This window comes from Arthrobacter sp. 179 (assembly GCF_052379645.1).
GTDB lineage: Bacteria > Actinomycetota > Actinomycetes > Actinomycetales > Micrococcaceae > Arthrobacter_H.
In genome coordinates this window covers 1-21,148 of record NZ_JBQSYU010000011.1, presented here as the reverse complement: position 1 = coordinate 21,148, position 21,148 = coordinate 1, and the positions used below count along the sequence as shown (strand labels likewise).

The 21,148-nt window shown below is 62.9% G+C and carries 20 protein-coding genes; 16 read left to right on the top strand and 4 right to left on the bottom strand.

Annotated features, from left to right (window positions below; genetic code table 11):
- Nucleotides 1-188 precede the first annotated feature (188 nt).
- Nucleotides 189-2,549: a bifunctional lysylphosphatidylglycerol flippase/synthetase MprF gene (locus tag ACT3UE_RS08510; RefSeq protein ID WP_444561519.1), complete on the top strand. Its 2,361-nt coding sequence runs from the start codon at nucleotides 189-191 to the stop codon at nucleotides 2,547-2,549.
- Here the strand turns inward: ACT3UE_RS08510 and ACT3UE_RS08505 are convergent.
- Nucleotides 2,546-3,334: an aldo/keto reductase gene (locus ACT3UE_RS08505; protein WP_444566529.1), complete on the bottom strand. Its 789-nt coding sequence runs from the start codon at nucleotides 3,332-3,334 to the stop codon at nucleotides 2,546-2,548. The two genes, ACT3UE_RS08510 and ACT3UE_RS08505, sit on opposite strands and share 4 nt — an antisense overlap.
- 341 nt (nucleotides 3,335-3,675) lie before the next feature.
- Entirely contained in the window at nucleotides 3,676-4,866 is a 1,191-nt protein-coding gene (locus ACT3UE_RS08500) for an integrase catalytic domain-containing protein (protein ID WP_086997593.1), read from the bottom strand.
- Nucleotides 4,867-5,102: 236 nt separating this feature from the next.
- Here ACT3UE_RS08500 and ACT3UE_RS08495 point away from each other — a divergent pair, with 236 nt between their 5' ends.
- The 11 genes from ACT3UE_RS08495 to ACT3UE_RS08445 all read left to right on the top strand — a co-directional run bounded on the left by ACT3UE_RS08495 (nucleotide 5,103) and on the right by ACT3UE_RS08445 (nucleotide 12,692).
- Entirely contained in the window at nucleotides 5,103-6,005 is a 903-nt protein-coding gene (locus tag ACT3UE_RS08495; protein ID WP_444566528.1) for a PrsW family glutamic-type intramembrane protease, read from the top strand.
- A 224-nt stretch (nucleotides 6,006-6,229) separates the two neighbouring features.
- A complete protein-coding gene (gene rpsP / locus ACT3UE_RS08490) occupies nucleotides 6,230-6,658 on the top strand; it encodes a 30S ribosomal protein S16 (protein ID WP_086996351.1) in 429 nt (142 codons plus the stop codon).
- A 2-nt stretch (nucleotides 6,659-6,660) separates the two neighbouring features.
- On the top strand, nucleotides 6,661-6,903 hold the full coding sequence (locus ACT3UE_RS08485) for an RNA-binding protein (RefSeq protein ID WP_086996354.1): 243 nt from the start codon (nucleotides 6,661-6,663) through the stop codon (nucleotides 6,901-6,903).
- A gap of 113 nt (nucleotides 6,904-7,016) precedes the next feature.
- Nucleotides 7,017-7,553: a ribosome maturation factor RimM gene (gene rimM, locus ACT3UE_RS08480; RefSeq protein ID WP_443348383.1), complete on the top strand. Its 537-nt coding sequence runs from the start codon at nucleotides 7,017-7,019 to the stop codon at nucleotides 7,551-7,553.
- Nucleotides 7,554-7,556: 3 nt separating this feature from the next.
- On the top strand, nucleotides 7,557-8,363 hold the full coding sequence (gene trmD / locus ACT3UE_RS08475; RefSeq protein WP_444566527.1) for a tRNA (guanosine(37)-N1)-methyltransferase TrmD: 807 nt from the start codon (nucleotides 7,557-7,559) through the stop codon (nucleotides 8,361-8,363).
- Nucleotides 8,364-8,628: 265 nt separating this feature from the next.
- Nucleotides 8,629-8,985: a 50S ribosomal protein L19 gene (gene rplS, locus ACT3UE_RS08470; RefSeq protein WP_086996363.1), complete on the top strand. Its 357-nt coding sequence runs from the start codon at nucleotides 8,629-8,631 to the stop codon at nucleotides 8,983-8,985.
- Between the two features lie 118 nt (nucleotides 8,986-9,103).
- On the top strand, nucleotides 9,104-9,697 hold the full coding sequence (gene lepB / locus ACT3UE_RS08465) for a signal peptidase I (protein WP_444566526.1): 594 nt from the start codon (nucleotides 9,104-9,106) through the stop codon (nucleotides 9,695-9,697).
- The gene (gene lepB / locus ACT3UE_RS08460; RefSeq protein WP_444566525.1) at nucleotides 9,690-10,418 is read left to right on the top strand and encodes a signal peptidase I; all 729 of its coding nucleotides are present in this window, start codon (nucleotides 9,690-9,692) and stop codon (nucleotides 10,416-10,418) included. The genes lepB (ACT3UE_RS08465) and lepB (ACT3UE_RS08460) overlap by 8 nt, the downstream gene beginning before the upstream one ends.
- Before the next feature lie 3 nt (nucleotides 10,419-10,421).
- Complete coding sequence (locus tag ACT3UE_RS08455) at nucleotides 10,422-11,144, top strand: ribonuclease HII (protein ID WP_443383364.1); 723 nt, start codon at nucleotides 10,422-10,424, stop codon at nucleotides 11,142-11,144.
- Nucleotides 11,145-11,159: 15 nt separating this feature from the next.
- Nucleotides 11,160-11,483 carry a DUF2469 domain-containing protein gene (locus ACT3UE_RS08450; RefSeq protein WP_086996372.1) on the top strand — a complete coding sequence of 108 codons (324 nt, stop codon included), beginning with the start codon at nucleotides 11,160-11,162 and terminating at the stop codon, nucleotides 11,481-11,483.
- 9 nt (nucleotides 11,484-11,492) lie between these two features.
- The gene (locus ACT3UE_RS08445; RefSeq protein ID WP_443383366.1) at nucleotides 11,493-12,692 is read left to right on the top strand and encodes a methyltransferase; all 1,200 of its coding nucleotides are present in this window, start codon (nucleotides 11,493-11,495) and stop codon (nucleotides 12,690-12,692) included.
- A gap of 45 nt (nucleotides 12,693-12,737) precedes the next feature.
- On the opposite strand, the gene ACT3UE_RS08440 is transcribed toward ACT3UE_RS08445, so the two are convergent.
- Nucleotides 12,738-13,706: an Ltp family lipoprotein gene (locus ACT3UE_RS08440; protein WP_444566524.1), complete on the bottom strand. Its 969-nt coding sequence runs from the start codon at nucleotides 13,704-13,706 to the stop codon at nucleotides 12,738-12,740.
- Between the two features lie 477 nt (nucleotides 13,707-14,183).
- Between ACT3UE_RS08440 and ACT3UE_RS08435 the strand changes: the two genes are divergently transcribed.
- From ACT3UE_RS08435 to dprA, 3 genes are read left to right on the top strand one after another with little or no spacing between them, the layout of a single operon-like run.
- Nucleotides 14,184-14,543 carry a YraN family protein gene (locus ACT3UE_RS08435; RefSeq protein WP_096223483.1) on the top strand — a complete coding sequence of 120 codons (360 nt, stop codon included), beginning with the start codon at nucleotides 14,184-14,186 and terminating at the stop codon, nucleotides 14,541-14,543.
- Nucleotides 14,540-16,105: a YifB family Mg chelatase-like AAA ATPase gene (locus tag ACT3UE_RS08430; RefSeq protein WP_444566523.1), complete on the top strand. Its 1,566-nt coding sequence runs from the start codon at nucleotides 14,540-14,542 to the stop codon at nucleotides 16,103-16,105. The genes ACT3UE_RS08435 and ACT3UE_RS08430 overlap by 4 nt, the downstream gene beginning before the upstream one ends.
- Nucleotides 16,102-17,358 carry a DNA-processing protein DprA gene (gene dprA, locus ACT3UE_RS08425; protein WP_444566522.1) on the top strand — a complete coding sequence of 419 codons (1,257 nt, stop codon included), beginning with the start codon at nucleotides 16,102-16,104 and terminating at the stop codon, nucleotides 17,356-17,358. The genes ACT3UE_RS08430 and dprA overlap by 4 nt, the downstream gene beginning before the upstream one ends.
- Before the next feature lie 1,207 nt (nucleotides 17,359-18,565).
- Here the strand turns inward: dprA and ACT3UE_RS08420 are convergent.
- Entirely contained in the window at nucleotides 18,566-20,035 is a 1,470-nt protein-coding gene (locus tag ACT3UE_RS08420; RefSeq protein WP_444566521.1) for a CDP-glycerol glycerophosphotransferase family protein, read from the bottom strand.
- A gap of 169 nt (nucleotides 20,036-20,204) precedes the next feature.
- Here ACT3UE_RS08420 and ACT3UE_RS08415 point away from each other — a divergent pair.
- Nucleotides 20,205-21,148: integrase core domain-containing protein (locus tag ACT3UE_RS08415; protein ID WP_444566520.1), on the top strand; the 944-nt coding region annotated here is incomplete at its 3' end.

The following is a 21,148-nucleotide window of genomic DNA, read 5'->3' as shown; positions in this document are numbered from 1 at the left end:
TGAGCCTGGGAGAGAGAAACTCGGTTGATGCCTGGAGCGCCGGCATTCAGGGAAAGCTCCTGCGGCTGCCGGTCACCCTCGTCCTGCTCTGTGCTTATGTCGCCGCCGGCCTCGCTAGCAGGGGACATATCTCGGAACCGAAGGATCCCAGGGGCCCGGGTACGCCCAGTCCAGCCGTTCTCTCGCCTGTGCAAGCGGCATGGGATGCCTATCTGCCCAGCACCAGCCATCTGACGGCGTTCATTCTCGGCGCGGTCTTCATCGCGTTGGTGGCCCTGTGGGTGGAGACCAGGATGGGTAGCCTGAGATTTCTCGTCGCCTTCTTGTTCACCCAGTCTGCGGCCTTGGCATCCGGGGCAGTGTTCGTGGCCTTGATCCAACCGGACGCAGCGGTCCATAGGGCTGAGCCGGGCCTCCTGGTGGGGGTGACGGTCATTGCTTGCGGCACGGCGATGGCAGCGACCGCAGGGCTACGGGTGATGTGGCGCAGACGGCTGCGCACCGGGTTGCTGGCCGTTGTCCTGGTCACCGCGCTGTATGCCGGGACGCTGCCGGATGTCATGCGTTTGGGGGCGGTACTGATCGGGCTATTGCTCGGTCCGCTGCTGATCGGTCAACGGCCGGGCAGGCCGCGGATCAGGGCTACACGCCATGAGGGCCGTGTCCTCGTGGCGGTCGTCATCTGCGCTGCGGCACTGGGGCCCGTGGTGGCGGCCCTCTCACCCGGGGCCGTAGGACCGCTGGCCGTCCTGCGTTATCTGGGAACCAACATCGTGCCGGTCGATCCCCAGTCGCTGGCCGAGTTGTGCTCGAGTCCGGAACGCATCAACGAATGCGCCGCAGCACAGCTTCAACAACGAGCCGGCCTCGGCGCCATGTTCTCCGCAGTCCTTCCTTCCATTCTTCTGGTGGTTCTGGCCGACGGTCTGCGGCGGGGGCGCCGCCTCGCCTGGTGGGCGGCAGCCGTGGTCCAGGGAGCCATGGCCGGGTTGACCCTGATTTTCCTTGCCGGCGTCGTGCTTCAGGCCAGGGTCCCGGACGCTGGCCTGCTGGAGGGGTTGGGCGAATATGACTTCACCGACTACGGGCAAGCCAAGGCCATCATCCTGCCCTTGCTGGCTCCACTGGCCGTCTTTCTCCTCTTGCTGGCCACCCGGCGGCTCTTCAGCATCAGTGCGCCGCCCCGAGTGAACCGTCGTCTACTGCAGAAGATCCTGCTGCTCGGGGTTTTCCTGTCGGCGCTCTACCTCGGGGTGGGGTTCTGGTTGCGCGAGGGGTTCCGCCCGGTCCCGGATCTTGGCGAGCTGGCAGAGAACCTGCCCGAGCGTTTCGTTCCCCTGGTCTATGCCCTTCATATCAGCCCCGAGTTCGTCCCGATCACCGCGGCCGCAACCATCCTGTTCGAGGGGTTGGGGATCCTCTTTTGGGCTGCCGTCTGCCTCTGGCTGCTCGCATCCTTCATCACGGCAGGGGACCACGATTCGACGGCAGATGGGACCCGCGCCCGGGCCCTGGTGCGAGAGGGGACGGGAGGAACGTTCTCGTGGATGACCACCTGGGAGGGCAACAGTTACTGGTTCGCACCAGATGGTCGCTCGTTCATCGCCTACCGGGTGACCGCCGGAGTCGCCTTGACCACGAGCAACCCCATCGCTGCGCCCCAGGATGTTGCTGCGGTGGTTCGCGGGTTCGCCGGGTATTGCATAAGCCACGCATGGATCCCGTGCTTCTACTCCGTGACGAGCGAAGTCGCAGACGCGTTGCCGCCGGAGACGTTCAGCAGGGTTCGCGTCGCCACAGAAACGGTGCTTCCACTCGGTTCGATGGCGTTCACCGGGAAGAAGTTTCAGGATGTGCGCACGGCACTGAACCGGGCAGAGAAGTCGGGTGTCGAGGCGGTGTGGAGCAAATACTCGCTGTTGACCCTGAACAGGCGCGAACAACTCCGGGCCATCTCCGAGGAGTGGGTTGCCGATCGGGGCATGCCCGAGCTCGGTTTCACCCTCGGCGGGCTGGCTGAGCTGGACGATCCCGAGGTGAGGCTGTTGCTGGCCGTTGACGACGCGGGTGTGCTGCAAGGGGCCACCTCGTGGCTGCCGGTCCGGCACTGCGGGCAAGTGACAGGGTGGACGCTTGATTTCATGCGGCGGAAACAGGGAGGGTTCAGGCCGGTCGTGGAGTTCCTGATTGGCACCGCGGCACTGACGCTCCAAGCGCAGGGCTATTCCTTCGCCAGCCTGTCCGGTGCGCCGCTCGTCTCCGCGAACAAACCACAGGACACGGTGTCGCCGACCGGAGATGACACCGGAGTGCCGCCCATGGAGCGGGTACTGGGTTGGCTGGCAGCCACCTTGGAGCCGGTCTATGGATTCCAGTCGCTGATGTCCTTCAAGAAAAAATTTCAGCCACAGTTCGTCCCCCAATACATGGTTTACCCCGACGCAGCCGCCCTGCCAGCCATTTCCGTCGCCATCTCCAAGGCTTATATCGGGGACGCATCATTGAGCGCCGGCTGGTCACTGGCCAGGACATTGCTGAGCCGTCACTAATAGATCTGTAGCGACTCGGGCCCGTTCGGCGGAGCGAACAGGTCATCGAGTGCCGCCAAATCTTCCGTCGTGAGTTCTAGTTCGAGGGCGCCGGCATTCTCGGTGACCCGCTCCACCTGGGAGCTCTTGGGGATGGGAATGACCTGGTCTTGGGCCAAAAGCCAGGCCAGCGCGACCTGGCCTGCGGTGGCACCACGTTCACGAGCGAAGCCGGTGAGCCCCGCGTGATGGGCCAGATCGCCGCGGTCGAACGGGGAATAGGCCATCATGCCCAGACCCTTCCGCTGCAACCACGGCAGAAGGTCCCATTCGATTCCTCGCTGGTTGAGGTTGTAGAGCAGCTGCTGGACCTGGGTGTGACCGCCGCCGGGCAACGAGTGGAAGTACTGCATTTCCTCGAGGTCCAGGTTGCTGACACCGAACTGGTCGATTTTGCCCGCAGCGACGAGATGCTCGAAGCCCTCGAGCGTCTCCTCAAACGGTGCGGGTCCGACCCCGTGGAGCAGGTACAGATCCAGATGGTCGGTGCCCAGGCGTTCCAGGCTCTTCTCGCAGGCTTCGATGGTTTCGGCGCGGTTGGATCCGGGGAGGACCTTGCTGACCAGAAACACGTCGTCGCGACAGCCGGAGATGGCCTCACCGACGAGGTCCTCCGAGCGACCGCCTCCATACATTTCAGCGGTGTCAATCAGGGTCAGGCCGCATTCAACGCCGGCACGCAGCGCAGCGATCTCCTGCGCCCGACGCTGGGGATTGTCGCCGAGGAACCACGTGCCTTGGCCCATCGCGGGCATGGTCGTCCCGTTAGGTAGTTGAACTGTTCGCATGATGGGTCCTTTCGTTCACGTCACCGTCACATGAAATCATGCAAAGCTGCTGCGGGCTGCTCGCCGCCCGTCGTGGAAAGCGCCGAACGTGCCGAGGGGATCATCAGCGTCGCTGTGGAAGATCTCGTCATCTACCGATGTGGTTGGGTGTTGGGTGCCATTGATACATCGCATCGTGGGCCCGTGCCCGCTGTGGGTGGGAGACCACCTCTGGCGACGGACTGCCTGTTGCCTCATAGCAATACCTCCGGGAAGACTGCTTCGTTGCCTCATTAGAAAACCTCCGCGAGGAATCGGGTTCATGATCTTGCCTTAGCGATATCGAACACCGGTACCGGGGCCCTGTTCTTACGCCGGGCCAGCGTGTCTAGCTCCGCGGTCAGGGCAGAGATCTGTCGTTGCAGGGCCATGACCCGGATCCTCTTGAATTGAGCATTCATCGTAATGATCGGACGCTTGGCCATCCCGGGATACCCGGCGGCCCGCTGGTACGCGGTGGCTGGCTTGTCGTGCTTCTTGCTCACCTTCGCCCCGTGACGGGTCTTCGAAACGAGTTTCTGCTGAGGGAGCAGGTAGTTCGTGAAGACCCGGTCCAGCTCCCAGATCCGATTCAACAACTCCAATTCCCGGGCAGTATCGAAACGCTGATAGCCAACCAGCTCCCGGACTCGGGACCAGTTCTTCTGTTCCACGTGCGCGCCATCATTCTTATGCAACGGACGCGATCGGGTGAAGGTGATCTTGTTGTCCAGGCAGTATCGGTAGAGATGGTCATTGATGAACTCACTGCCATTATCGGAATCGATCCCGATGATCGGGAACGGGAACACGTTCTTGACGTGCATCAGGGCCTCGAACACCCATTTCTGGGCCTTGTTCTGCACCGAACGGTTCACTGTCCAGCCCGTGGCGATATCGGTGACGGTGAGCGTGCAACAGAATTGCCCTGCCGGGTTCGAGCCCTCATGGCAGACCAGATCGATCTCCACGAACCCGGGGACTGCGTCGTCCCAATCAGCCCAGGTCCGGATCGGGATCTGGGACTTCAACAGTGATCCGGGCTTGGTACGCGAGCGCCCATGCAGGCGCATCTTTTCCCGTTCGTGGGCCAGGCGACGATCGATGGTCGCCGCGCTCATCGCCATGAGCAGCCTGGCTTGTTCATCAGTGACGTCCAGAACGTGCTCGGCCCTGAGCATGGGAACCAGATAGTCCGTCGCTGCCGCCAGCAGCTTCCCCGCCGGGGCCCGCAGCACCGCCCAACACAGGATCAGGGACTGCTGAAGATCCGCCGGATAGGTAGGTGCTCGTCCTTGTCGGACCAGCTTCGGTCGTGATGGTTCAACGGCCCGGCGCAGCGCGGCTCGGGCATGATCGCGGTGCCAGCCAGTTAGTTCCACGACGTGGTCCAGGATCTCGGTCTTCACCGGCTTATTGGCGTTTTGGTATCGCTGGGCCAGGTGCTTCGTTACTGCCTTGCGCTCACTCATGGTCAGTCCCATCCATAACGGTCCCGCCTGATTTGGTCGTGGGCAACTCTGAAGCATCCGGAGGTTTTGCTATGAGGCAACGTATGGCCACAAGCGGAGGTTCTTTATGAGTCAACGCGGACTGTTGTTGGCCCATCGTGCTGGATGTAGGCTTCGTTTCTCCGGTCCCGGTGGATCCTCACGAGTCGCGGGCGGCTCTAACACCCGGCTTGGTCGGCAAGATGGGGGGCGTAGCGGTGGTCGAAGCTCCACGGGATTCGAGCCCGGGCCTGCACGGGTATTGGTGGAAGGTGCTTCTCGGCGGAGTCGCCTTGTGGATCCTCACCATCGTCGTCACCGCCCGTACAGAGAACACCAATCTGATCCCCACGCTGATCCTGTTGGGGAGTTTCTTGGTCCCCTTCGTGGTGGTCCTGTTCGTGGGAGCCCGACAGGAAGGCGTTTTATCGCCGGTCCGCTTATTCTCGGCTTTCTTCATCGGCGGGGTCTTCGGTGTCTTGGGGGCTTCCCTCCTCGAAGTGGACCTCGGTAAATCAGCCCTCCAGTTCGCCCTGGTGGGGTTCATTGAAGAGTTCGTCAAGCTCCTGATCTTGGCCATCGCCGCTCGCGGGATCACCCGGCGCACGGCGGGTTTGGGGGCATCTCTGGGTGCGGTGGTTGGGGCGGGCTTCGCGGCCTTCGAATCCGCGGGTTACGCCTTCAACGCAGCCTTGGGCCAAAACACCATCAACCTCACCTCTCTTCTGGAGACGGAGGTCCTGCGGGCAGCCCTCTCTCCCGTGGGGCACATCCTGTGGACGGCCATCCTCGGTGCCGCACTCTTTTCCCTGAGGCGGCCCGGCCGGCCGGTCTGGAGGCTGATCCTGACCTTCATCGGCGTCTCGGCACTTCATTCCCTTTGGGATCTGATCGGACCGCTGAGTTCCTTCCTCGCCGTTCTCTTCACCGGAACCGTCAGATTTGAGCTCACCTACGGTCATCTGCCCCCATCGGTGGCTCCCGAGGTCGCCTTCATCTCATTGCTGGTGTATATCGGTGGAATGGTGATCATTGCCCTTATCGGGATCAACTGGCTGCGCCTATCAGTGCGCCACGGGGCTCGCAGGGAGCAGGAATCCGTCGACCGCTCCATGCGCTGACCAGCCAGCACCGCTTCCACCAAGCCGCCGTGCGGCCACGGCTCGCCCGTCTGAACGATGGGTCGCGTCGCGCGCCGCGTTCTGGCATAATGGCAAGGTACTCGATCGACGTGGCCCCTCTCTCCGCGTGTGCATCTTGTCCTCAGACCCTTCGCAGTATGGCCCGCCCCACGGGTGCAGAAACGCGGGATCGCCCAGTATTAGATACAGGAGTGACCACTACAGTGGCCGTTAAGATTCGACTCAAGCGCCTCGGCAAAAAGGGCGCACCGTCCTACCGCATCGTCATCATGGACTCCCGCGCCAAGCGCGACGGTTATGCCATCGAAGAGGTCGGCAAATACCAGCCCACCGAGGAGCCCTCGTTCATCGAGGTCAACTCCGAGCGTGTTGGCTACTGGCTCTCCGTCGGCGCCCAGCCGACCGAGCAGGTTGCCGCACTGCTGAAGATCACCGGTGATTGGCAGAAGCATAAGGGCATCGAGGGCCAGGAAGGCACCTTGAAGACCAAGACCGCCAAGGAAGCGTACGTCGCTCCCGAGAAGTCTTCGGTCATCCTGCCCGAGGCCATCACCAAGAAGGCCGATAAGACAGAAGAAGCACCCGCCGCGGAAGCCGAGGCCGAGAAGGCAGAAGCCACCGAGGCTGAGTAGAAATGCTCGTTGAAGCTCTCGACCACCTGGTCCGCGGCATCGTCGACTCCCCGGAGGACGTCGCCGTGGAGCAGAAGGCCAACCGCCGAGGCGACACCCTCGAGGTCCGGGTCCACCCCGACGACCTCGGACGGGTCATCGGCCGTCAGGGACGTACCGCCCGCGCATTGCGCACCGTGGTAGCGGCCCTGTCGGACGGCGAACCGGTCCGCGTCGACGTGGTCGACACCGACCGACGCCGCTAGGCCCGGTCGCAGAGTTTCACCCCGCCGGCCCCGCACCGTACACCGGTGCGGGGCCGCGCGCTTTAAACACATCGTCGGAACGTTGCAGAACGTTCCCGTCTCAAGGAGTCACCTTGCGCCTCCAGGTCGCACGCATCGGCAAGCCTCACGGAATCCGGGGGGAGGTCACCGTCCAGCTCATGACCGACGACCCCGACGCACGCTTCGAACCGGGAACCGTCTTCGATGTCGAATCCTCCCCGGCCAAGCACCTGACCGTGGAGGGGGCGCGCTGGAATAAGGAAATCCTGCTGGTTGCCTTCGAGGAGATCCCCGACCGCAACACCGCAGAGACCATGCGCGGATCCCTGCTGTTCCTCGAGACAGCGGATCTTGAAGAAGACGATGAGGACGCCTGGTATGAGCATGAGCTGGTCGGCCTCACGGCCCGCATCGGCGGGGAAGCCGTCGGCACGGTGACCGGACTACGCACCAACGACGCCCAGGACCTGCTCGTCATCGAAGACACCGAGGGCGCCGAAGTCCTCGTCCCCTTCGTTGAAGCCATCGTCCCCGAGGTCGACCCGCAGGCCGGCTTTATCCGGCTCACCCCGCCGGACGGGCTCTTCACGCTCAATCGTGCGCAGGGCGCCGAGGAGGGCCAGGCCTAGGGCATGCGCATCGACGTCGTCAGCATCTTTCCCGAATACCTGCAGGCACTGGATATCTCGCTGATCGGCAAGGCCCGGCGGGAGGCCCTACTCGACGTGCGGATCCACGATCTACGCGACCATACCCACGACCGTCACCGCACCGTCGACGACACCCCTTACGGCGGGGGAGCCGGCATGGTGATGAAACCCGGCCCCTGGGCCGAAGCGCTTTCCTCGATCGCCGGAGCCGAGTCAGGAGCACAGCACGCCGATTCTTCCCGGCCCCTCTTGCTGATCCCCTCACCCGCTGGAGAGGTCTTCACCCAGCCCATGGCCCGGGAACTGTCCGAACGCGAACATCTGGTCTTTGCCTGCGGACGTTACGAAGGCATCGACGAGCGGGTCTATGAATTCGCCGCGGAACACTACGAGGTCCGCCCCGTCAGCCTCGGCGACTATGTCCTGAACGGGGGAGAAGTTGCCGTGCTGGCCATGGTGGAGGCGATTGGCCGCCTGGTCCCCGGAGTCGTGGGCAACCCCGAATCCTTGGTCGAGGAATCCCACTCCGACGGGTTGCTCGAATACCCCGTCTACACCAAACCGTCCAGCTGGGAGGGGCGCGACGTCCCCGAGGTCCTCCTCAACGGCAACCACGCTCTCATTGCCCGGACCCGCCGGGCCTGGCAGCTCGAACGCACCGCCGAACGCCGCCCCGACCTGATCCGGGCGCTGGACCCCGATTCCCTGAACCGGCGCGACCGCGACACCCTGTGGCATGCGGGCTTCATGCTCGAGGACGGCCGCGTCGTGGGTCGCCCAGCGGACTAACCAGGCCGGGATCCCCGACAGCACGCTCTGGGCCGGCACGGGATTAACCACCGCGGGGATGCGTATGGCAAAATGGGACCTTGCGTCTACTGGGTGCGCCCCTGCCACAGGGGGAGTGCGCCAACAGTCAGAGCGCCGACGAACACAGACGTGTTGGTCGGTTCACCACACTCCGTTTCCACGGTTTCCGCTTTCCTCGTATCGCGGCCGTGAGAACGTGTCGAAGGTGGGTGACCTGTGGCATCCGCCCAAGGAGAAGCACCAGATGCATATTCTCGACTCAGTTAACGCAGCCTCGCTGCGTAACGACATTCCGGACTTCCGGACCGGTGACACCCTCAAGGTGCACGTGAACATCGTTGAAGGCAAGAACACTCGTGTTCAGGTCTTCCAGGGCTACGTCTTGGGCCGCCAGGGCCACGGTGTGGGCGAGACGTTCACCGTGCGCAAGGTGACCTTCGGCGTCGGCGTGGAGCGTACCTTCCCGGTGCACTCGCCGATCGTCGAAAAGATCGAGGTCGTCTCTCGCGGTGACGTGCGTCGCGCGAAGCTGTACTACATGCGCGATCGTCACGGCAAGGCTGCACGCATCAAGGAAAAGCGCGAGTTCGGCTCCAAGTAGAGCCGTGCGTCGGGACGAATTCGTCCCGTCCGTGTTCGTGAAGACATCATCCGTCCCGCACGCTTCGCCGAGCGGGCGGAGCAGGCGCCGGTCCCGTTTTCGGGGCTGGCGCCTTGTCGTGGGCGCACTGATGGTCGCCGCCATCGCGGCGATCATCGTGCGGGCCACGCTGGTGGACTTCTACTACATCGGCTCCGACTCCATGGAAACCACCATGGAACCCGGCGAGGGACTGCTGGTGAACCGGACCGCCTACCACCAGGATCCGCCACAACGCGGCGACGTCCTGGTCTTCGATGGCCGCGGATCCCTGCTGCCCTACCAACGGGCCAGCCCCCTGGATGATGTGCTGCGGGCACTGCGCGTCTCGGGGGACGACACGGCCTTCGTCAAACGTGTCATCGCCGTCGGCGGAGACACCCTAAGCTGTTGTGACAAGGACGGACGGCTACTGCTCAACGGGGAACCGCTCCACGAGCCCTACCTTTTCGCCGGGGACGCAGCCAGCGAACAGGAGTTCACGGCAGTGGTCCCCGAAGGCAGGATCTGGGTTATGGGCGACCACCGTTCGGTTTCGGCCGATTCCCGCTCCCTGCTGGGGGCACCCGGGGGAGGAATGATCCCCGAGGAACGAGTCATAGGACGGGTGGAACGGGTGATTTGGCCCATGGGCGCGGCGCGGCATATCGAGGGAAAGGCACCACGTGAATGAGCAGCAGGCGGTAGGACCGGCCGAGGACGACGGCGGTGCGCCCGTCAAGGGTCCCCGGAACCCCGTCTGGGGGTGGGTCCGCGAATTCCTCATCGTGGTCGGTATCGCACTGGTGCTCTCCTTCGTCATCAAAACCTTTTTCTTCCGCGCCTTCTACATTCCCTCGGGCTCCATGGAGCAGACCCTGGAGATCAACGACAGGATCTTCGTGAACCTGCTGATCCCCGGCCCCTTCGACCTGCACCGCGGCGACGTCGTCGTCTTCAACGACGATCTGGGCTGGCTGGGCGAAACCCCGCCGACCCCCACCAACCCGGTGACCGAGGCGATGACCTTCGTCGGCCTGCTCCCCAACACCGCAGACCAGCATCTGGTCAAACGCCTCATCGGCATGCCGGGAGACACCGTGGAATGCTGCTCCGAGGACGGGCGCCTGATCGTCAACGGGGTGCCCATCACTGAGCCCTACATTTACCCGGGAGCAGCCCCCTCGGAGGAGTCCTTCAAGGTCACCGTGCCCGCAGGCAAGGCCTGGGTCATGGGGGACCACCGCAACGCCTCCGCCGATTCACGCTTCCACCCGGATATTCAGGACGGATTCATCGACATGGACTCCATCGAAGGCAAGGCGGTCCTGCGTGCCTGGCCCCTGGACCGCTTCGGAACCATCGACGGACACCACGACGTCTTCGCCGACGTCCCCAACGAATCAGGCCACTAACCCATGGCCCACCGGACCCCCGCCCCGACCCTGGACACCGAACTCGCCCTGGCTACGGCCCTGGGCGGCGGAGGAAACCAGCTGATCGGTGGTTGCGACGAGGTCGGCCGCGGAGCCCTGGCAGGTCCCGTCAGCGTGGGCATGGTCGTCATCGACCCGGCGATCGCCGAACTGCTCGAGGACGTCAGGGACTCCAAACTTCTCAAGGTCGCCACCCGCGAAGCCCTCGTCCCGGTGATCCGGGAATGGGCCGCCGGCTGGGGTGTGGGCCATGCGGCAGCGACTGAAATCGACGAGCTGGGCATCGTCGGCGCCCTGCGCCTAGCCGGAAACCGGGCCTGGGCGAACCTCGCCGAATCGGCGCGGCCCCACGCCGTATTGCTCGATGGCAGCCACGACTGGTTGACGGCCCCCGGACAACCGGCACTGCTGGGCCAGGGCACCGGTGCCACATCGCCGTCGTACCCCTTCGACGCTTCCGAAGCCCGGGTGAGCACCCAGATCAAGGGAGACCTGCTCTGCCTGTCGGTGGCCGCAGCCTCGGTCCTGGCCAAAGTGGAACGCGACACCCTCATGGCCACCTATGATGAACTGGAGCCCCAGTATGGGTGGGCGATCAATAAGGGCTACGGAACGGCAGCCCACCGCCAGGCCATCGTCGAACACGGTGCCACCGACTACCACCGCCGCAGCTGGCGGCTCACGGCACCGGCGGCAACCCGTTAGACCCAGGGAGGAACCATGAGCGCCGACGATCTCGAGAACTATGAGACGGATATGGAGCTGCAGCTCTACCGCGAATACCGCGATGTGGTGAACCTGTTCACCTATGTCGTGGAAACCGAACGACGGTTCTACCTCGCCAACGAGGTCGACCTCCAGATCCGCTCGGCCGACGGCGAAGTCTATTTCGACGTCACCCTCAAGGACGCCTGGGTCTGGGACGTCTACCGTTCGGCCCGATTCGTGAAAAACGTCAGGGTCATTACCTTCAAGGACGTCAACGTCGAAGAACTCGCCGAAACCGGGGAACTGACCACCAAGGATGCCGGCCTGGGCAGCTAGGCCGCCGCTATGAAAGACCAACCCACCCCCGTCCGGGACGTCTCGGGCCCGCTCGAACTAGATCTCCCCGAACCACAACGGTTGACCTGGGACGACGGCGGGACACAGGGCACCGCCCGTTGGTTCGGTAGCGGCCCCGCCCCCCTACAGATCCGGGTCGTCGACGATACGTTGACGGCCGAAGACGCCTACCGGATGGCCAACCGGGGCACCGCGATGCTCTGGACCGGGGATTACCATAACGCCCGTCAACTGCTCAGCGCCCTCGGACGGCGGATCCCCGGCCCCCGCCCCGCAAAACGTGCGGCCGGCACCCAGGCAGAACGCGAGCCAGACGTCGGAGCCGATTTCTACCGGCACCGTCAGGCCCGCTCCCGACGTTCGCGGATGTTGGCCTCGCTCCTGGTGCCGCTGGCCCCCGGACCGTCGGTGGACCTGCGCCGGGGCCCCGATGTCGCGTCCGCCTGGTCCCACGCCCACAGCCCCCTCACCGAGGCTTCCGTCATCCCCCTGCAGGACCTGCTCGGGGTGCTGGGAGCCGAACAGTGGAGGGTCCGCGGTGTGCCCGTCTCCGCGCTGGACGCTTCCATCCACCCGCATTACGGCACCTTCGCCCCGATCCGCGGAGAATACCTGGACTTGGTCGCCGGCGAAACCTTGCCCGAGACCGACACGGCCTTCGACATCGGCACGGGAACCGGGGTGATCGCCGCGATCCTCGCCCGACGAGGCATGAAACGGATCGTTGCCACCGACCTGTCCGCCCGGGCCGTTGCCTGCGCCCGGGAGAACCTAGACCGGCTCGGAGTAGGCGAGACCGTCGAGTTGGAGCAGACCGATATGTTCCCCACCGGCCAGCGTGCCGGCCTGGTGGTCTGTAATCCGCCGTGGCTTCCCGGTAGTGCGAACACCCTGCTCGACCAAGCGGTCTACGACCCCAAGTCCCGGATGCTCCGTGCCTTCCTCACCGGACTGCCGGAGCATCTGGAACCCGGAGGTGAAGGCTGGTTGGTGATCTCGGATCTTGCAGAGCATCTGGGACTGCGTAGCCGGGACGAGCTGCTGGGCTGGATCGCCGCCGCCGGGCTGCGGGTTGCCGGGCGCAGCGACGTGAAACCCAGCCATCGCCGCGCACTGGACCGCGAGGACCCGTTCCATGCGGCACGATCTGCCGAAATCACGTCCCTCTGGAGGCTCGTCCCTGCCTAGCGACACGACCTGCGGTTCGAGGCGGGCCGGGGCGGGAGATCTGAGCTAGAGGCCCGTCTTGCTGACTCCATATTTGGCCTGCGCCGGGGTGTATCCCTCGAAGACCAGTTGCTCGATCAGCCCGGAACGGGAGAAGGCGGTGTAATCGAGGTAATTCTCTGCGGCTTGGGCAGCCTGTTCGTTCCAATCAACGGTCAGCCGGTTCACGGCCCAGGTGGCATCGGCTTTCGAATACTTTTCGAAGACCAATTGTTCGATCAGCCCTGGCTGGGAGAAGGCCGTGTAATCAAGGTAGCTTTCAGCGGCCCGCTGAGCGTTCTGCTGGCTGGTCGTGCCAGCCGCAGCTTCGGCTTTCTTTTGCGCGGCTGCCTCTGCCTTGGCCTTCTTGGAGGCATCTGCCTTCTTTTCGGCAGCTTCAGCCTTGGCCTTCTTCGAAGCCTTGGCCTCGGCCTTTTCCGCGGCTGCCTTCTCCTGCGCTGCATCAGCCTCCGCCTTCGCAGACGCTTCGGCGTCAGCCTTTTCCCGAGCTGCCTCGTCCTTCGCCTTCTGGGATGCCTCAACGTCGGCCTTCTCCTGGGCCGCCTCATCGTCGGCCGCCTGAGCTACGGCTTGTGCCGAAGCATTCGGCGCCGAATCGGCTGGGCCGGGCACGGAAGCGGTGCCGCCACCGGCCACGTTGATGATGATACTCAGAGCGAAGAGGGCGAGTGTGACGATCAGTGCCACCTTCTTGTGCTGGTCGTAGCCTTCCAACGGGAGACCGCGCTTATCGCGGGTTCTATTCGCCAGTACGAGGATGAGATCGACCAGAGCCCAGACACCCAGACCACCAAAGGTGATCAGCTTGAGAATCCCTGTCCCGACTTTGCCCAGATAGAACCTATCCACACCGAACATCCCCAGCAGAAGCGAGAGCAGCCAGGTGGCGAGGAAGGATTTCGAGCTCTGCTGAGGTTGGCCGTAACCATAACCATTGGCTGGCGGATAGGGCGCGAAGTTGGGAGTTTGGCTCATGAGAGTCCTTTCAGGGGACACCTGACCGACGTGCGATACGTATCGTGCGGGATGGGTGCGAGACTGGGCGCGTCACCGGGAGGACCGATGCGGCGCGCGTGCCCCGGAAGCGAGATCTCTCGCCAACCACAAGTCACCAGCATTTTTGTTCCCCCCAGGACGCCGCGGGCGTCGATGCCCGTCCAACGGATGATACACAGATTTTTGGCGGCAAATCCATTGGCTTTGTAAAATGACTTGATGTCGCAGGTTTATGACCACAACCGGCATTTCAGGCGGCAACCGAGGGGAACGCTCGCCCGGGCCCACCGGTGACTTGACAAGACTGGCCGCGGACTCATGTTCGCTGTTTTCACCCGTTCCCTCAGCTTCGTTTGAGTCCTCCACAGGTACTGCCCTGAACCCCGCGTCCACAGCTGCCGACCGGTCAGGTCGACCCAACACACCTGCCGCCCAGAGTAGAGGCGGAGGTGGGTCATGGGACATAACCAGGAGCTGGGTCAACGCGGAGAAGTGTTGGCCGCTCAATACCTGATGGGGCGCGGCATCCACGTGTTGGCCAGGAACTGGCGGTGCCCGATCGGCGAAATAGACATCGTCGCGGACGACGCCGGGACCCTGGTGGCCGTGGAAGTGAAAACCCGTTCGGGGCTCGGCTTCGGTCATCCGGCCGAGGCCGTGGATGCGGTGAAGCTGCGACGACTGCACCGATTGGCTAGCGCCTGGTGTCGTGCGGCGGGCCAACCCCGACGGCGGCGCCGCGTGGATGTCATCGCCATTATCGCGGTCCCGGGGCAACACCACCGGGTCGCCTATTTCAAGGAAGTCACCCCATGAGCCTGGGCAGGGCCGCCGGGGTGTCCCTGGTCGGTTTGAACGGTCACATCATCGACGTCGAGGCCGATCTGGGCGGAGGGCTGCCCGCCTTCGTGCTGTTGGGGCTGCCCGATGCCTCCTTGATCGAAGCCCGTGACCGCATCCGCTCGGCGGCCCGCAATTCGGGAGTGCCACTGTGTCCGCGACGCATCACCGTGAACCTCACTCCGGCTTCGCTGCCCAAACGGGGGTCCTCCTTCGATCTCGCGATCGTCGTCGCGGCACTTGCCGCCGCGGGGGAGATCGAGAATCCTCCCGACATCGTCTACGTGGCCGAACTCGGCCTGGACGGAACCTTGCGCCCCGTCGCCGGAGTCCTCCCCTCGGTGATGGCAGCAGTGAGGGCAGGAAGGCCACGAGTGGTGGTGGCCGAAGCCAACGCGGCCGAGGCACGCCTCGTCCCCGGGGCCCATATCAGCGCCTACCGTCACCTGGGCGAAGTTCTCTCGGACTATGGCTGCCTCGATACCGTGGTCCCGCCTAGGGCCCCGGCGCAGGTACGGACACCTACTGCAGCGCCGGGCACCACCGCCGAACTGCCCGGCGCGGCCACCGAACGCGCCGACCTCTGCGATGTGCTCGGCCAGCCGTTGGCACGCTTCGCTCTGGAGGTTGCCGCGGCCGGTGGACACCACTTATTGCTGGTGGGTCCTCCCGGTGCGGGCAAGACGATGCTTGCCGAACGGCTACCCGGCCTACTGCCGAATCTGGATCCCGTCGAGGGGATGGAGGCCACAGCCATCCATTCGCTGCATCGCGGGACGGCAGGCATGGATCAGCTGCTGCTGAGGCCGCCGTATGAAAGTCCGCACCACAGTGCGAGCATGGTCGCCCTCATGGGTGGAGGGGGAGGACTTCCTCGACCGGGGGCCGCCTCGCGTGCCCACCGCGGGGTCCTGTTCTTGGACGAAGCACCGGAATTCAGTTCCAAATCTCTGGACAGTCTGCGCCAACCGCTGGAATCTGGGCAGATCACGTTGCACCGTGCCGGAGGCATCGCCACCTACCCGGCCAGGTTCCAGCTGGTGCTCGCAGCGAACCCCTGCCCCTGCGGACAGAACACGGGCAAGGCCCTGGACTGCCGGTGTACACCGATGCAACGCCGCCGCTATTTTGACCGGCTCTCGGGGCCCCTGCTGGACCGTATCGATGTGCAGATCGAAGTTCCTCGAGTGACCTCGGTGCATTTGGGGACGGGACGCGGTGAGGAAACCTCCGCCACCGTCGCCGGCCGGGTGGCCGCTGCACGACAGGCTCAACGCCGCCGTCTGAAGGCGCTGGGGCTGCGCCGCAACGCCGACCTTTCGGGAACCATCCTGCGCCACGAACTAGCCCTGCCCGGGCACGTCACGGCCACTGCGGATCGGCAGGTCGAGCGAGGATTGCTCACGGCCAGGGGATACCACCGGGTGCTTCGCCTGGCCTGGACCATCAGTGATCTGGGAGGACAGGAATGCCCGCGGCAAGGCGATATCGAAGTGGCCTTGCAACTACGCCACCACGCACGAGGAGGAAGACCATGAGCGTCGAAGCAGAAATACTCGTCGCGCGCGCCGGACTGTCTCGACTGATGGAACCCAACGACCTGACCGGGACCGCCCTCGTGGCTGTCAGCGGTCCGGTGGAGGCCTATCGGTTGATCAGTACGACCACCGGCAAAGCACCAGCCGCCGTACAACAGGCAGTGGCCGAACTCCTGGGTGGCGAAGCAGGAACCCGGGGTGCCCACCGCCTCGACGCGGGACTCGAGCGATGGAGGCCGCGCGTTGACGCCTCGGGGGCGGCACGGGATCTGGAAACCATCCGGCGCTTCGGCGGCGGCCTGCTCGTCCCCGAAGATCCCGCCTGGCCGGCGCAAGTTGACGACCTCGGCCTCGGCGCCCCGCTATGTCTCTGGTGGCGGGGGACAGTTCCACCCCAGCAGCTGCCGGCCAAGGACGCTCTGATGGCCGTGGTGGGAAGCCGGGATGCCACTGACTACGGCCGACAAGTGGGCAGCCAGATCGTCTCCGAACTCTGTGCCCGGGGAATCACGATCGTCTCCGGTGGTGCCTACGGTATCGACGCACGCGCCCACGAGGCAGCACTTCACGCGGCATCTGGCCACGAGTGCCTGGCAACGGCGGCCGTCATGGCCGGGGGATTGGACCGTTTCTACCCGGCCGGAAATGATGAACTCCTACGCCGGGTCGAAGCCAACGGGATGCTCTTCGCCGAGGTTCCCCCGGGGACGGCACCGACTCGTTGGAGGTTCCTGCAACGCAACAGGTTGCTCGCCGCGTTGTGTGGGGCGACGCTGGTTGTCGAAGCACGATGGCGCTCAGGGGCCCTGACCACTGCCCGGCGCGCCAGCGAACTGGGGCGTGATGTCGGGGCGGTACCCGGATCGGTGTTCTCGGCCAATTCAGCAGGTTGTCATCGACTCCTGCGGGAAGGATCGGCGATCCCCATTACCGATGCCGCCGAAGCCCTCGAGCTGCTTGGCACCATGGCCCAGTCCGTCACGAGCGGGGACTCAGCCCGTGACACAGGAGTTCAAGCGGAGGAAACCAGGCCCCACGACGGGCTCGATATCCAAGATCTACTGCTCATGGATGCCCTGCCCATCCGCCAGCCGGCCACCCCGGATAAGCTGTCCACGGTTTCCGGGCTGGGTATCGGAGCAGTCCTCGGTGGGCTCAGCCGGTTACAGGCCCGAGGCCTTGCTGAATCCAGTGCCGACGGCTGGCGACGCCAACGAGGAGAAGAAGCAGGACCAAGCTGGATTCGGACGTAAGCTAAGTCAAGCCGGCAAAAATCAGCACGATCACGGTGTTCGGAATAGCGAAAGGCTATCGAACATGTGGCTCGAGGGCGTACAGCCATGATTTGCTAAAAGCATCGTTCTCGGGTTATGCAAGACCGGGAAGTCTGTGCTTCCCGCAAAGGCCGCCTACTGCGTCGAGGACCGATTCTTTGATCGCCCAGAACCGGAGGATTTGCGGGCACACCTTTGATCGTGCGGCGCGCTTGGGTTTGAAATCACGTGCTAATGATCTGATGCCCACTCTTCTACATGGACGCACCAACGCAGATCACGGGTTGCCAGGACGCTTTCCGCAGAGATCCCCATGTAGGAAATCGTGGTGCGGAAAGAGAAGCGCCTTGGCTAGGTCCCACAATGGGAGCCAGTGCTCCAACGCCGCAACCGGGGGCCGTCGCCGGTGTCGAGCCAGAGCTTCGGCGCAGACACTTCGACCGGACAAAATGGCGGCCCACCATCCATGATGGGTCATTCGAGGTCTAGGGACGGCTTCAGATCGGGAACTGGACGTCTGACAGTGTCTTGGGCCCCGGCAGCACCGCTGCCCGGTAAGTTTTCACCGTTGAACACGTTTTCTCGACTACCTGCGGTCGGGATAGGTCCTAGAGACCATCGCGCCGCAGGCCCTGAACGCCCACCTGGGCACCTACCGGAGTGGCCGCGGGGCATGCGTCGCGTGCGGTCACTCCTGAAAGTGGCGTCGAATCCCCCTGACGGTTAAAGTTGGCCGCCGCACTCATGGTGCCAACCTAGTTCGCAGACATTAGAGTCGGCATTATAACGTGAGACGAATGAATATTCACCATTCCGGCACGTCAGCAAACATCTGACCAAGCGCATCAGCTTCGTCGACAGCTGTCTGCATGAATTGGATGGGGTCATCGCCGAGCCAAGCGACCACTACCTCAAGCGCCCCGGACCGCTCATGCGGGCCTAGCTCTTTCACTAACCCGGCTGGCATAAAGCAACCTTCTGTCGCTCTTTGGATTGGAGCCCTGAACCAGAGGCCCCAGATCATCAACAGGAACTGGCTACGATCCAAAACATAATTGACGTTCCTGATAACCACTAAAGAGCTGCACTAAACTGCGGAGGCTGTCGGCCCGTTGACAGGGAAAGAAGGGAGGCCGTTCTCCGTTGACGGAATCGGCTCGATCTTTGGATGGCCTTGATAGCCGGATCACATCGTAAGTTCAACTGTTCTTTCCGCTGCTTTGCCATCTTCGAAGGCACAGAACCGGTTAGTGAATTTTGTGCGGAGTTCGGTCGCGTCTGAATCCTGATAGGTCCCATTCAAGAAGGTCTGAATCAACTGGTCCATCGTCGACGCAACTACTCCAGGAGGATTTGCAGTGATATCAAAATTGACTCCTCTCACTTGCGAGTACGTCCGCCAGTCGTTCGCATACAAGACTATAGGCCTTTTGAGGTTGGCGAAGTCGAACATTATCGACGAGTAGTCAGTCAATAACACATCGGATGCGATCAAAAGATCCTCAACCGGACCATAAGAATGAACGTCGCGAATGGCGCCTTCTGAAGCTAACCTGCCGAGCGCCTTGCTTTTTGGCCGCAAATAGTGTCCACGAACCAGAATAATGTAGTCGTCCCCCAAGGCATGCGAGAGTTGATCAAGATCGACTTCCGGCTGCGCACCTCCCTTGGCCCAGTCTCGAAAAGTGGGCGCATAAAGAATTGCTGTTTTTCCATCGGGGATATCTAAGGAATCCCGTAGAGAGCTTCGGTCGGCGGGCGTTGAGTTCACCAGGCGGTCATTCCTTGGAGAACCTACTTCGAGAGTCTTGTAGAACGAAGGGTAAGCCTGTTCCCATACTTCACTCGAATACCTGTTCGCAGACAGAGAATAATCCCAACGATCACACCTTTTTAGTAATTGACCGAAACTCATCCCCGAGGCGCCTACTGGATGATTTTGTAGTTGGAGCCCCATTTTTTTGAGTGGGGTTCCATGGTGAGTTTGTATATAGACTTGCCCCGGACGCTTAACGATTTCAGTTGGGAAGTTTACATTGTTGATGAAATATTTTGCTCTTGCCATTAATCTGAAGTAGGCAATGCTGTTTTTGACCACATAATCTACGTCTGCAGGAACCTCGGAAACTTTCCCTGGCTTCACTACCCAAACACCCCGCAAGTTGGGACGGAGCCTTTGCGCAGCCGTATAAATTGCCTTCGGGTTTGAGGCCAAACCCGATTCCCAGTAGGACGCGTACACCGCCAGGTTTTCGTCCAGCGGAAGCCTAAGTTGCGCTCGGTAATAAGAGAGTTTTGCTTTAGGCGCGGCCTTTTTTGTTATCTTAGAAATGGTTTGTCTACGTTTTTTCGGCGCATTCTCCAGGCGGTGTACGAGAGGCACCATTCGATCAGCCAACTTGAATAGCTGGTAGTTTGATGTCGCAATGGCACGAATCTTTGGGCCACCTGGATGACCCTTGAATCCTTTCGGCCTAATGGAGGGGACGACCTTACCCAGTGTGTTCCATAGGATAAACGTCCATTCAATGTTTGGCTGATGGTCCGCAGGAGCATACTTACGGTACGTAACTGCAAGTTGTTCAAAGAAGGTCTCCGAAAGGCTCTTATCAAGACGTGTTTTGTGGCGACTGATACTCAGCAGCTGCTTTAGCATCTGATCTACTAAAGGGGCACGCCATTCCTCTAATTCTGTTATCTCGCAGGACATCGGTGACAGTTCTGCCTCAAGACATCGGTGACACTCCCGGGTGTTTTGGTGGTGACACTTCCCGGCGGTGTTAAGGGGCTTGGCAGCCCCCGATGCGGTCGGACAAGAATGACGGATGAATCCGAATGAGCCCGTCGACGCCCGAATACGCCTCGCGATTGCCCAATGGCCCGATGACGCGCCCCGCGGCGCGGTCACCACGTTCTGCGCCGAGCACGCCATCACTCGCAAGACGTTCTACGCCATCCGGGCCAGAGTCCGCACCGAGGGCCAGACGGCAGCCTTGGAACCGCGCTCGCGGCGACCCAAGTCTTCGCCCACCAGCGTTCCCGAGGCGCTGAAGGATGAAGCCGTGAAAGTGCGGGCCGCCATGGAGTCCTCCGGACTGGACCATGGTCCTATCAGCGTGCACGACAAGATGGCCTCCCTGGGGATGGAAACTCCATCCATTGCCTCACTGGCACGGATCTTCCGCGAAAGGAATGTGGCCCGGGCCGAGCCGAAGAAGAAGCCACGTGCCGCGTACCGCAGGTTCGTCTACCCGGCACCGAATGCCTGCTGGCAGCTCGACGCGACCGAGTACGTGCTCACCGGCGGACGCAAGTGCGTGATCTTCCAGCTCCAGGATGACCATTCGCGCCTGGCCATCGCGACCCACGTCGCCGGCTCGGAGACCAGCGAGGCTGCCTTGGCGGTCGTGAAGAAGGGCATCGAAGCCCATGGGGTCCCTCAGCGCCTGCTGTCGGATAATGGCATGGCGCTGAATCCCTCGCGCCGTGGATGGGAAGGCCAGCTCGTCGCCTACGTCTCCTCACTGGGCGTCGAAGCGATCACCGGCAAGGCGAACAAGCCGACCACCCAAGGCAAAAATGAGCGGTTTCATCAGACCCTGTTTCGGTGGCTGGACAAGCAGCCGATGGCGCAAAACCACGGCCAGCTCCAGGATCAGGTCGACCGGTTCGACCAGATCTACAACACGGAGCGCCCGCACCAGGGGTTGCCGGGACGCGTCACCCCGCAGCAGGCTTGGGACGCCACAGAGATTGCCGAGGCTCCTCG

Bases quoted from the DNA above. Each gene is read 5' to 3' on its own strand.
- ACT3UE_RS08505 (WP_444566529.1), bottom strand. From the start codon at position 3,334: ATGGGCCAAGGCACGTGGTTCCTCGGCGACAATCCCCAGCGTCGGGCG.
- ACT3UE_RS08500 (WP_086997593.1), bottom strand. From the start codon at position 4,866: ATGAGTGAGCGCAAGGCAGTAACGAAGCACCTGGCCCAGCGATACCAA.
- ACT3UE_RS08485 (WP_086996354.1), top strand. From the start codon at position 6,661: ATGCTCGTTGAAGCTCTCGACCACCTGGTCCGCGGCATCGTCGACTCC.
- trmD (WP_444566527.1), top strand. From the start codon at position 7,557: ATGCGCATCGACGTCGTCAGCATCTTTCCCGAATACCTGCAGGCACTG.
- rplS (WP_086996363.1), top strand. From the start codon at position 8,629: ATGCATATTCTCGACTCAGTTAACGCAGCCTCGCTGCGTAACGACATT.
- ACT3UE_RS08455 (WP_443383364.1), top strand. From the start codon at position 10,422: ATGGCCCACCGGACCCCCGCCCCGACCCTGGACACCGAACTCGCCCTG.
- ACT3UE_RS08450 (WP_086996372.1), top strand. From the start codon at position 11,160: ATGAGCGCCGACGATCTCGAGAACTATGAGACGGATATGGAGCTGCAG.
- ACT3UE_RS08445 (WP_443383366.1), top strand. From the start codon at position 11,493: ATGAAAGACCAACCCACCCCCGTCCGGGACGTCTCGGGCCCGCTCGAA.
- ACT3UE_RS08440 (WP_444566524.1), bottom strand. From the start codon at position 13,706: ATGAGCCAAACTCCCAACTTCGCGCCCTATCCGCCAGCCAATGGTTAT.
- ACT3UE_RS08435 (WP_096223483.1), top strand. From the start codon at position 14,184: ATGGGACATAACCAGGAGCTGGGTCAACGCGGAGAAGTGTTGGCCGCT.
- ACT3UE_RS08430 (WP_444566523.1), top strand. From the start codon at position 14,540: ATGAGCCTGGGCAGGGCCGCCGGGGTGTCCCTGGTCGGTTTGAACGGT.
- dprA (WP_444566522.1), top strand. From the start codon at position 16,102: ATGAGCGTCGAAGCAGAAATACTCGTCGCGCGCGCCGGACTGTCTCGA.
- ACT3UE_RS08420 (WP_444566521.1), bottom strand. From the start codon at position 20,035: ATGCTAAAGCAGCTGCTGAGTATCAGTCGCCACAAAACACGTCTTGAT.